The sequence below is a fragment of the Saprospiraceae bacterium genome (assembly GCA_016712145.1).
In the GTDB taxonomy this organism is placed as follows: Bacteria; Bacteroidota; Bacteroidia; order Chitinophagales; family Saprospiraceae; genus Vicinibacter.
In genome coordinates, this window is sequence record JADJRO010000001.1 from 2,181,475 (window position 1) to 2,193,744 (window position 12,270).

The 12,270-nt window shown below is 38.1% G+C and carries 7 protein-coding genes; 4 read left to right on the top strand and 3 right to left on the bottom strand.

Annotation, left to right across the window (positions count from 1 at the left end; translation table 11 throughout):
* Window positions 1-35 precede the first annotated feature (35 nt).
* Window positions 36-1,976, bottom strand: coding sequence for a TonB-dependent receptor (locus IPK91_09210; protein ID MBK8297436.1), 1,941 nt, complete (start codon window positions 1,974-1,976; stop codon window positions 36-38).
* A 123-nt stretch (window positions 1,977-2,099) separates the two neighbouring features.
* Entirely contained in the window at window positions 2,100-3,056 is a 957-nt protein-coding gene (locus IPK91_09215; GenBank protein MBK8297437.1) for a hypothetical protein, read from the bottom strand.
* 170 nt (window positions 3,057-3,226) lie between these two features.
* Between IPK91_09215 and carB the strand changes: the two genes are divergently transcribed.
* Window positions 3,227-6,043, top strand: coding sequence for a carbamoyl-phosphate synthase large subunit (gene carB, locus IPK91_09220; GenBank protein MBK8297438.1), 2,817 nt, complete (start codon window positions 3,227-3,229; stop codon window positions 6,041-6,043).
* A gap of 97 nt (window positions 6,044-6,140) precedes the next feature.
* Here the strand turns inward: carB and IPK91_09225 are convergent, their stop codons facing one another.
* Window positions 6,141-8,411, bottom strand: coding sequence for a hypothetical protein (locus IPK91_09225; protein ID MBK8297439.1), 2,271 nt, complete (start codon window positions 8,409-8,411; stop codon window positions 6,141-6,143).
* A 462-nt stretch (window positions 8,412-8,873) separates the two neighbouring features.
* Between IPK91_09225 and IPK91_09230 the strand changes: the two genes are divergently transcribed.
* The 3 genes from IPK91_09230 (at window position 8,874) to IPK91_09240 (ending at window position 12,198) form a co-directional block, all read left to right on the top strand.
* Window positions 8,874-10,238, top strand: a complete 1,365-nt coding sequence (locus tag IPK91_09230) for a HAMP domain-containing histidine kinase (protein MBK8297440.1) — start codon at window positions 8,874-8,876, stop codon at window positions 10,236-10,238.
* A gap of 62 nt (window positions 10,239-10,300) precedes the next feature.
* Complete coding sequence (locus IPK91_09235; GenBank protein ID MBK8297441.1) at window positions 10,301-11,053, top strand: response regulator transcription factor; 753 nt, start codon at window positions 10,301-10,303, stop codon at window positions 11,051-11,053.
* An 83-nt stretch (window positions 11,054-11,136) separates the two neighbouring features.
* On the top strand, window positions 11,137-12,198 hold the full coding sequence (locus IPK91_09240) for a CHASE2 domain-containing protein (GenBank protein MBK8297442.1): 1,062 nt from the start codon (window positions 11,137-11,139) through the stop codon (window positions 12,196-12,198).
* Window positions 12,199-12,270: the final 72 nt, after the last annotated feature.

The window sequence follows — 12,270 nt, forward strand, 5'->3', positions numbered from 1 at the left end:
TTATATCTGACTTCTTTGTAAAAACGCGCATCAGATCAAGGCGTAATTAAAGTTGGATAAATTTTAATAGTATCTCCTGATGGGTCAATAATAAAACCTTCAAACCCTGAAGTATCAACCCCCACGATGTGATTGTTGGTATAAAGTCTGGCCAAATTCCATAAACTAAAAGGCAATAAGGTCCAGGATCTATTGGTTCGCTGCTCGTAAGTAATCCCAAACTGGATGTTGTGACGACCACTTTTAGAACCCCCTGGTAAGAAATCAAAACCGCTGGTTACTTGTAGGGTTGCCAAATCATTATCCGACTTGTTGTATCGATTGTAAACACCTCCAACGTTATTGTTAAGATTACTCCATAAATTGTCATAAGCAGAACTCACCAGACCATTAAAGGCTCGGTAGCCATCTAAGATTTGTGGCTCATCGATTGGAATCTTGTTTAAAGCTGCATAAGCAGGATTTGGTGAACTGTTTACATCAAATGCATTTAAATTTGAATTATAACCTCCTTGTTCAAAACCAGTAACTAAGAAGTTATATCCAGTGTGTTGCAATTGATCATTAAACACTGTGTCAAATCGACCGTGAAATTTACCTAAATAGCCATAATCAAAAAACCGGTCCTTATGCCTCCAATCCTGGGTTTCCGTTTTAGAATTTTGGAATCCACCCTGTAAAGTATAATATAAGTTCTGGATGTTTGAAACTGTGGCTTCTGCATCTTGTGGACTGTTTAAATCAGCCAGTTTACCCAAGCGATGACGAAAGCGTGCATTCACTCTAAAAATATCAGTCTGAGTGATTGGATTGTTGTCCCAGTTTAATAATGTCCAGGAACCTTGTCCGGTTGTATTGTCGTCTCCCGGATTGAATCGATCCACAACGCGTGAATAGTTACCTGAAACGGATAAGTCAATATTATCTACTGGTCTGAAATCCAATTTTCCTGTTAGATCCAATGCCTTGTTTTTAGTATTTGGATTGTAATCCAGGTATTCCACTTCATTTGTTTCTAAAAACTGACCTGAAACAGATGGGGTTCCACCAATTAATTGGAGTGGGTCAGATTTTAATCTATTTAGAGTGGATTCTTTGGCTCTGTAGATGCCATATGCAGGTGGATCGTCATCTTTTAATATGTTAAACTGTCCTGATAAACGATATCCCAAAATCGTACGTCCTTTTGTAGAATCTGTCAACCGTTTTTTATAAATAGGTCCTGATACATTTACGTTTAATAAGTTATAACCAAATGCATCCAATCCTTGGGATGTTTCATATTCTATACCACCAGACAACTTAGAAGAAGGACCTTTACTGGTAGAAGAAATTGCTCCACCTGTTAAGTCTCCGTATTGTGCTTCTACACCACCAGTGATTACTTGAATTTGCTCCAATTCTGTAACCGGTATTTGTCGACCTGTTATCCGTAAACCATCAAGATAAAAAACCGTCGCATCGGATCGTCCACCCCGGATGTAGATATCTCCTCCATCCACACTTGAAAGTCCGGCTGTAGTCGCAGCGATTGCTGTCAAACTCTTGGTAGGCAGATTTTTTATTTTTTCCGCTGTAACAACTCCACCTTGGGTGGTATTGTCATTTTCAATTAAAGGCGCTTTGTATTCAATAACTTCAACGGCTTCCAGTTGGATTCCGGAACTTATTTTAATATTTAATGTATTTGCTTTTCCCGCAAGTACATTGATACCGGTAACCCGTTTGGCATTATAGCCCACATAACGGGCCTCCACGTCGTATTTTCCCGGGTCAAGCTGTACGCTGAAATTTCCGTCAAAATCTGAGACGATGGTGGTAACCTGAATCCCGTTTTTATAAAGGATAATACCACATTGAATTATGGCTTCTCCGTTGGATTCGTCAGTAACTTTTCCTGTCAGGGAAGTTTGACTGTTTAATGAAATCAGGCAAAACAAAGACAGGCTAAAGAGTAGTAAGTATCGTTTGGACATAATGTGAATTTGTGGCTTCTGTCGAAATAAAATTTTGCAATGTTAAGAATTTCTAAAAGGATTTCAAATACCAATTGGCATCACTTATTTTATTTTAAATTTAAATAATTGGTTTTCAGTAGTTTATAATATTTTTTCATTTGCAATCCGGTCTAATTTTTCCAGGATTGTGGTGGCAATTTTTTGTTTTGACTGGTAGGTCCATCCCGCAATGTGCGGACTGAGCAAAACCTGGGGCAGTCGATACAAATCATTGTAAAAAGCGCTTTCTTCCTTATTAAAGCTTGCTGGCTTTTCATTTTCGAATACATCCAAACACGCGCCCCGGATTTTTCCTGAATGTAAAGCAGCTAGCAAATCCATTGTGTTCACCACCGGACCTCTGGATGTATTGATAAGATAAAAGGAATGTTTGACTTTCGCAATAAACTCCTTATCAAGCAAATACTTCGTTTCAGCGGTCAGGGGGACATGCAAGCTAATCACATCGGCCGATTCTTGAATTTCGCTTACATCCTGAACGACTGTATAACGAGTCGCTATTGAAGAAAGCTGCTTGTATTTATCATAAACCAGGACTTTAACATTTAAACCCTGGAGTAATTCTACAAACCGGCTGCCGGTATGTCCAAATCCAATCACCCCAACCGTCTTTCCGGAAAGCTCTTCTCCCCGATTTTTTTCCCGATCCCAGATTCCTTTGCGAACCTCCTGATCAGCACGGAGCAGGTTTCTGAATAAAGCCAGCAGCGCTCCCAGTGCGTGTTCTGCAACGGCATTGCAATTTCCTTCAGGTGCACTGATGAGCTGAACTCCATGCATTTCAGCCGCTTTGGCATCAATAATTTCCATCCCAGAACCCAATCGTGCGATCCATCTCAAATTCAGGGCTTTGTCGAAAAATGAGCTATCTACTTTGATTTTACTATTAATCACCAAACCGGTATAGGAATCGATGATTTCTCGAGTCTGTTCCAAACTGATTTCTGGGTGGTAATCTGTGATAAAACCTCGGCTCTCAAGTCCTTCAAGCAATAAAGGATGTACATCATCCGTGATTAGAATTTTTAATTGAGTCACTAGGATTTTTTAAATTATCAAATGCAAATTACCGAAATTGCTGAAAAACAAATGCTTTAGGATGGAGAATTGCAAGTCATTTTCAATTCGGATGAATATCTTTTCCTTTTTTGCAATAGACCCATAAAAACAGGCAGCATCCTGTATCTTTGCGCGAAATTATCCATTTAATGCCAAAAGACGCATCGATTCGCTCCGTGCTTATTATCGGAAGCGGACCCATCATCATAGGCCAGGCCTGCGAATTTGATTATTCTGGAACCCAGGCCTCCCGTTCCCTTAGAGAAGAAGGTATTGAAGTCAGCTTAATCAATTCCAATCCGGCAACCATTATGACGGATCCCGTTACTGCAGATCATATTTATTTGATGCCCTTAACGGTTGAAAGCATTATTAAAATCCTTGAGGAACGTCAAATAGATGCCGTTTTACCTACTATGGGAGGACAAACAGCTTTAAATCTTGCAATTGAAGCAGAGAAACAAAATGTTTGGAATCGATTTGGGGTAAAAATGATCGGCGTCGATGTGGATGCAATTGAATTAACGGAGAACCGGGAAATGTTCCGAAAACACATGATAGAAATTGGAGTTGAGGTGGCCCCTTCTCAAATTGCCAATTCGTTTTTAGAAGGAAAAGAAGCTGCTCAACATATTGGTTATCCTCTGGTAATTCGACCTTCCTATACATTGGGTGGCAGTGGGGGCAGTTTTGTGATGAAACCCGATCAATTTGATGAAGCCCTTCGAAGAGGCTTAGATGCTTCTCCTACTCATGAAGTATTGGTGGAAAAAGCGGTCTTAGGTTGGAAAGAATTTGAATTGGAATTGCTGCGCGATAAAAATGACAATGTGGTCATTATTTGTACTGTAGAAAATGTGGATCCAATGGGAATTCATACCGGCGACAGCATTACCGTTGCTCCGGCGATGACCTTATCGGATACCGGATTTCAAAAAATGCGGGATCATGCCATCATGATGATGCGCTCTCTTGGGAATTTTGCCGGAGGCTGTAATGTTCAATTTGCAATGAATCCTGACACAGAAGAAATCATTGCTGTTGAAATCAATCCACGAGTTTCCAGGTCATCTGCATTAGCCAGCAAAGCAACCGGATACCCTATTGCAAAAATTGCAGCAAAGCTTGCCATAGGATATAATTTAGATGAATTGAAAAATCAAATAACCGGAACGACTTCTGCATTATTTGAGCCTTCTTTAGATTATGTCATTGTAAAAATGCCTCGTTGGAATTTTGAAAAATTTCACGGAGCAGATCCTCGGTTGGGATTGCAAATGAAATCAGTTGGTGAAGTCATGGCAATTGGTAGAAGTTTTACCGAAGCGTTACAAAAAGCCTGTCAATCTCAAGAAAATGACCGTCACGGTTTGGGCGCCGATAAAAAAGAATGGATCAATACACAAGACATCCTTGAACGCCTGGAAGTGGTCAGTGACGATCGGATTTATCGCTTAAAAGATGCATTGCGATTAGGTGTTCCTGAAAAGACGGTACACAAATTAACAGGCATTGATGGTTGGTTTATTAAAGAAATAAAAAAGTTAGTCAATCTAGAAGATCAACTTATAAAATACAATTTACCAGAAGACATCCCATACGATTTATTTATGGAATTGAAGATGAATGGGTATAGTGATACACAAATTGCCTGGTTAATGCGTGTTGATGAAAAAGATGTTTATAAACAGCGAAAAAAATTAGGCATCAAACGGGTTTATAAATTAGTAGATACTTGTGCCGGAGAATTTGAAGCAAAAACTCCATACTACTATTCAACATTTGATACTGAAAACGAAAGCGTTTCGGATGATCGCAAAAAAATAATTGTTTTAGGTTCAGGTCCAAACAGGATCGGTCAAGGAATTGAATTTGATTATTGTTGTGTACATGGTGTATTAGCCATTCGAGAAGAAGGATTGGAAGCTATTATGGTTAATTGCAATCCGGAAACTGTTTCGACCGAGTTTGATATCGCAGATAAATTGTGTTTCGAACCAATTTATTGGGAACATATCGAAGAAATTATTGATCATGAAAAACCTGTTGGAATTATTGTCCAATTAGGAGGTCAAACGGCTTTAAAATTGGCAGAAAAAATTCATCAAAAAGGCATTCCGATCATTGGAACAAATTATAACAACATGGACATTGCTGAAGACCGCGGACGGTTTTCAGACATGCTTAAAGATATGGGCATTCCGTATCCGCGCTATGGGGTAGCAACGGATGCAGATTCTGCTTTAGAAGTTGCTCGTAAAATTAGCTATCCGGTTTTAGTTCGTCCATCCTATGTTTTAGGTGGCCAACGCATGCGAATTGTAATCAATGATGAGGAACTGGAACGCCATGTATTAAATATTTTTAAACACATGCCGGATAATAAAGTGCTCATCGATCAATTTTTAGAACGTGCAAAAGAAGCAGAAATTGATGCGATTTGTGATGGTGAAGATGTGCATATTATGGGCATTATGGAACACATCGAACCTGCAGGCATTCACTCTGGGGATAGTTCAGCCGTATTGCCTCCATACAGTTTGAGTGAAACCGCTGTAAACACCATGGTTGAATATGCCAAACGAATTGCATTGGAATTAGAAATAAAAGGCTTAATCAATATTCAATTTGCTATTAAAGATGATCATGTATTTGTGATTGAAGCCAATCCGCGTGCATCCAGAACAACCCCTTTCATAGCAAAAGCCTATCAAGTTCCTTACCTGAATATTGCAACGAAAGTGATGTTGGGAACCAAGAAATTAAAAGATTTCAAAATGATCAACAAACTGGAAGGCTATGCTATCAAAGTACCTGTTTTTTCATTTAATAAATTTCCAGGTGTCGACATCAGCTTAGGTCCAGAAATGAAATCCACCGGAGAAGCAATTCATTTTATCAAAGATTTATACGATCCTTTTTTCCGCGAAATTGATGCGAAAAGGTATATGTATTTAACGAGATAAAGTCAATTACGAATTACAAATTACGAATTACGAATTATAGGATTTTACGAATTACGAAAACTCGTAATCCGTAATTCGTAATTCGTAATTAATTCCCCTATCTACTGATCACGATTTTACTCACAACTGCTTCGGTGGTTTCAAAATCTTGCGTAGCATTTGCAAAAACCAGGTAGACACCGGAAACCGCTTTGTTGCCCAGATAATCTTTTCCATCCCAGATGGCTTGTCCGCCATTTGCAAAGGTTTCAAAAACCAGCCGACCGCTTAGATCTGTAATTTTTACGCGGGCATCTCTGGCTAAACCTTTGATTGCAATAGGACCCTCGTAATCAGGTGCAACCGGATTTGGAAATACCGTTGCAGTTTCTGTAAAAAAATCTTTTGCGCGCGTAGCATCGGAACGGAATACCTGCAATCCGCGTGCTGTTGCGATCCAGGCTTCCCCTGATTTTGGATCTACTGTAATGTCTAATATATTGTTATCCATCAACGGGCTGTTCGCAGTATTAAAATTATAAATCTGCGTTTCACCGCCTGGAGATTGAACATAAATTCCATTATTACTGGTCCCAAACCATTTTCGGTTTGCACCATCCACGGCAATGCTTGTTATGACTTCTGAAGAAAGTAAATAATAAATGATACCATCCTGATCCACTTTGCGGCGACTGCCTTTACAGCTCCCGTCAAATATCGAAGAACCACATTCAAATACGATGGGACCTTCTGCTGTACCGACCCAAACATCGCCGTCGAGATCTACTTCGACCGTTCGTACATCGTTGCTGGTCATTTCCGTGTTGGATTGATTCAGTTGGATGCTTCGATCATCTGAGGTAATTGAAGGATCTCCTTCATCAAAAACCATCACACCGCCACTCAATCGACTGACGATCCATTTATACCCATTTAAATCCACTTTAATTTCTGAAAATAAATTTGGATTGTTTGGAAAAACATATTCTTTCCAAATGCCTTGATTATTTAATGAAACGAGGCCTACTGAAGACAGATAATTTGTTATCCACAAGGTATTTTCCTTATCAAAAGCCAGGCCGGATAGTCTGATATTACCGGTATCTCCTACGGTACCTTTAAGCGGTGAATTTGTTTTATTAAATACTTTATATGCATCTTTTGAACGGTCATATTCGATCAGTCCTTTGCCATTGCTTGCAAAATATATTTTTGTTTTATCAGGATGTTCTGCAATTCGGATTACATCGTTGATGTTGTAAGGTTTCAAATCATTTGTGGCCGAAGAATTTATTGCGGTCCATGTTTTATCTGAATATTTTAATATACCATCTCCTAAATATCTTGGTGTAAATGTTGCATCGACTCCTCCTGCTGCAACGTAAATTCCATCGTCCAGGCTTGCAATTTCAAAACAATTATTTGAAATGGGTCCACTAACCCAAATGCTTTGGCAACCCGTTCCCGGTTTTTCTGAAAAGCGAAAACTCCAGCGAAAATCTGCATACCAAATACTGCTATCGATGCATTCTTCTGCGTGGTAATTTAGTTCGGTGCAATCCGGATTTGAAGTGGAGTAATTTAAAGCGTCATCAAAATAAGCAACAAGGTCCCCACAATTGGTTTTGCAATGAAGTCCAGCCAGCAAATGATAAGGCCCTGCATTTAAATAACGCGGTTCATAATCTGGATTGCTAAAAACTGAATTAAACCGATTGCCGCTCCATTGATAAATTGCTTCTTTATTACAAACAAACACCAAGCCGTTTCTATTAGCCAAGGAGCTGTATGAAAGCTTATCATTCAATCCAAAAGTTGCATCTAATTTTTTCCAACCATTAAAATTCTGGATAATGCCATTTCCAGAATCCTGATAATAATAAACGCCGGATTCGGTTGCCATAAAATAGTCTGACCCATTTCGAGTACAATCAAATACTTTCAGGTTTGGTGTAAAGAGCGTAAAATTAAAACGACCTGAATAGACATCCATTTGAGAAAATCCATAATTACCCGAAATAAAAACATGGGAATCATCCGCAAATGAAATTGAATTTATAAATTTATCAATCGGGATGTTATTAAAATTGTAAAGGTCTACTACTGCTTTCACACCCGAACTGCTTATTAAATCCAAAATCCCATTTTCATATGCTACCAACAAGGTATTGCTGGGTTTATGAAAATAGATTGTATTTATTCTTGTATCACTCAATCCTTCGGTTCGCGTAATCCGTTCAATGCTATTGTCCGAACGATTTATTTTAAGAATGGCATATCCCGTTGTAAAATATACAAATTGATCACTGCTGGTGACATGATTTCCACTATTGAATGGAAGATGCGTTGCCCACTCACCCAATGCTAAATCAGCTTGAGAATAGATCATACAGGGTAGTAATAAAATAAGTAAAAAGCGCATCATAATGAAAATGGATTCGTATCAACTAAACGAAAGAAAAGCTATTATATTCTTAGGATTTTGGACAAAAAAAAAGATCGACCCTGGGAGGGCCGATCCTTTAAATAACACTATGAGAACACCCTAAAAATTCAAATTAATACGCTATTTGGTCTCTAATACTTCAATATACTTCTGCTGAATTAGCGTCCTTTCTCAAATAGCTATTGCAAATTAAGTACATTTATATCATTCAATCCAAATATTTTTTAAAAAAATTTTAAACAATTTGAAATAACAAAAATATTTAATTATTAAGTGGTTGTTCTACAAGCTTTTAATTGGCATTATTGCTAAAGTTATCCTACAGACAAACTAGTCGAATGGTTAAGTTGCCGTTAATTTGGAGTCTGAATACGATCTTTTTAATGACTTTTGAGTTTTAAAGCAATGAGTAAGCGGGCAATTTGGATAGTAATCGGCATTATGTCGCTGGCCTTGGTTGGAACAACTCTGGTTCAGTTGTATTGGATAAACTGGTCCGTACGACTTAAAGAAGAGCAATTTAACGAATCGATTATTGGTGCATTACACCGGATTGGTGTTCGACTTGAAAAACATGATCCAAGCATGAGTTTGTCCTCCAGTTTGTTTATTGAACAGTGGAATGAAAAACAAAAGCAAATTGAATTAATAGACCGTGAAATGCGGATTCAAAAATTTCCTTTAGAACGCCGGATTGATCCCATATTTCTTAAAAAAATCCTGATGCAGGAATTTCAGGAATTAAATCTGGATTTAGATTATTCATTTGGGGTCATTGATAATGTCCGCAAAAAAATGATTATTCTCAATGGGAATTTTCAGGCAGACGTAGGTCCAAATAATATGGCATCCAGCCCGGGATTAAAACTTGAATCCCTGTTGCAAAATTCTGAATATGAAATTGGGCTTTTCCCAGGGATGACTGGAAATCCAGGGACATTAAAAGTAATTTTTCCAACCAAGACCCGCTGGCTTTGGCGCTCTGTGTGGCCTTTACTGGTTTTAAGCCTTTTATTAAGTTTAATCATACTTGCTTGTTTTTCATATGTTATCTATATCGTTTTCCGTCAAAAACAGTTATCGGATATCAAGACGGATTTTGTCAATAACATGACCCATGAATTTAAAACACCCATAGCAACGATCTCGTTAGCATCTGACTCGATTGTCAGCCCAATGGTAATCAATACACCGGATAAAATTCGCCGGTTTGCCGGGATCATCCGGCAAGAAAATCAGCGAATGCTCAGTCAGGTGGAGAAGGTGCTTCAGATGGCATTATTGGACAAGCATGATTTCAGGCTTAACCTTAAAGAAATAAATCTCCACGAGATCATTGACCAGGCCGTTTCAAATATTAGTCTTCAGGTACAGCAACGGGATGGAATCATAACCAAAGATCTGACTGCTTTAAACGCTACCATTCTGGGGGATCCCCTCCACATGAGCAATATAATTTATAATTTACTGGACAATGCCAATAAATACTCACCGGACCAACCTGAAATTTCGGTTAAAACCAGAAATAATGGCAGTACCATAGAAATCCTCATAAATGATAAAGGAATCGGCATGAGCCGGGATGTTCAAAAGATGATTTTTGAAAAATTTTACCGCGTCCCAACTGGTAACATACACAATGTCAAAGGGTTCGGATTAGGATTGAGTTATGTTAAAGCCATGACGCTGGAGCACAATGGACGGGTTGAAGTGGAGAGTGAACCAGGCAAAGGAAGCAGCTTTAAGCTCATTTTTCCGATCAAGGCTTAAAAAATATTAACATTTGCAACGACATTCTTCGTATTTAATCGTTATTATATAAATTGTCTAAAATGGTTGGTGCAACTACAGATACATCTTTGTCTACAAAAATCCTGCTTGTCGAGGACGATCGCAATTTTGGAGACGTGCTGCGATCTTACCTTGAAATGCATGGGTACGATGTGGATTTGGCTGTTGATGGAATTGATGGCTTTGAGCAATACCGAAGAGGAAATTATGATTTGTGTATTTTGGATGTCATGATGCCCCGAAAGGATGGTTTTTCTTTAGCCAAAGACATTCGATCTAAAAGTTCCGAAGTACCCATTATCTTTTTGACTGCCAAGACTTTAAAAGAAGATGTTTTGGAAGGATTTCGGATAGGGGGAGATGATTATGTAACCAAACCATTCAATTCTGAAGAGTTGCTGTATAGGGTTCAAGCCATACTCAAGCGCTCAATGAAAAAGTCCGATCCTGAAGATGATGCTAAAGAATTCACCATTGGTATTTATTATTTTAATTTTCCCTTACGAATCCTTTATTTAAAGGAGAACAATGAAATTACTGAAAAAATCAAGCTTTCTCCAAAAGAAGCCCTTTTGTTAAAAATGTTTTGTCAGTACAGAAATCAAATTTTACCCCGTTCGGAGGCCCTCAGTAAAATTTGGGGAGAGGATAATTATTTTACAGCCCGGAGTATGGATGTATTTGTAACCAAACTCAGAAAATACCTGGCAAAAGATGAAAATATTGAAATCATGAACATCCATGGAAATGGATTCCGCATGATTATCCGCGGTGAAATCGGCTCCGAGCTTTAACGAATCGTTCCATTCTGGCGGAATCCTCTAAGAACCCCTATAATTTCCTTTTGAATTAGACTGGAGTCTCTATCTTTAATCCGGTGAAAGATCATTCTATACACGCCTTACTATACGCTTTTGGAGGTTCCCTGTTTTTGTTTTTACTCCATCATTTGCCTGTAAATCAGATTTTTATTGACCCTTTTAGTGAGGCCATAAAGAATCATGATATTATGGACATTGCGTTTTCCAAATTCAGAAACCACAATGATCCTGCCTTATTTGATCCACGGATTGTAATCATTAATTCCAAAGTTACCAATCGGGAACAAATTGCTAACACCATAGATTATTTAAACAGAAATGAAGTCGCAGTCATTGGGGTCGATCTTCTCTTTGATACTGTTTATCACACAGCACAAGATACCTTGTTGCGAGAAGCATTGACGTCTGCCGAAAAGTTGGTTTTAGGGAATACGTTTTCTGAAACCCAAAATCATTTTGAAAGTGTGTCGGAGTTTCAATCTGATAGTTTCTTTTCAAAAGACAAACTCCAGGCTTATGTAAATTTAGGAACCAACGATGGGTATTCTGTAAGAGCTTTTGAACCCTATCATATAATAAATGGAATTGAAACGAAGTCATTTGCCATGCAGGTTGCTTCGATGTACAATCCTGATATAAACAAACTAACTCACCTTAAAGCACATACAAAGGAATGGATTAATTTTAAACGATTGCAGCCCGGAGTTCAAAACATGCGAGCTCCCTTTAATTCAAAACAAGCGGTGCATTATGTAATGCATCAAATGGATCGTTTCTTAGAAGACACCTCTCAATTTGATAACAATTATTTTAAAGACAAAATCGTATTGATTGGTTTTTGTGGAGAGAATGATAATTCGCTTTCAATGAATGACCGATATTTTACTCCATTAAACGAACAATATACCGGACGATCTCTTCCTGATATGCACGGCGTTGTGATCCATGCTAATATCATATCCATGATTCTTGATCAGGATTTTATCATGGATATTCCTGGGAGTATTATTTTTATACTCTCTGTTTTAATTTTTTTATTAATTATTTCGTATTCAAAAAGATGTCGCCGAAAGATTATTTTCGATCCATTCCTTATATCCGGTTTATTCAAATTATAGAATTTTTTACCTTATTGGGGATTTGTCTAAGTTTACTTTTGTTTGCTAACATTAAACTTGGTTTTATATTTT

Coding starts and splice junctions, on each gene's coding strand:
- IPK91_09210 (MBK8297436.1), bottom strand. CDS start 1,976: ATGTCCAAACGATACTTACTACTCTTTAGCCTGTCTTTGTTTTGCCTG.
- carB (MBK8297438.1), top strand. CDS start 3,227: ATGCCAAAAGACGCATCGATTCGCTCCGTGCTTATTATCGGAAGCGGA.
- IPK91_09225 (MBK8297439.1), bottom strand. CDS start 8,411: ATGATCTATTCTCAAGCTGATTTAGCATTGGGTGAGTGGGCAACGCAT.
- IPK91_09230 (MBK8297440.1), top strand. CDS start 8,874: ATGAGTAAGCGGGCAATTTGGATAGTAATCGGCATTATGTCGCTGGCC.
- IPK91_09235 (MBK8297441.1), top strand. CDS start 10,301: ATGGTTGGTGCAACTACAGATACATCTTTGTCTACAAAAATCCTGCTT.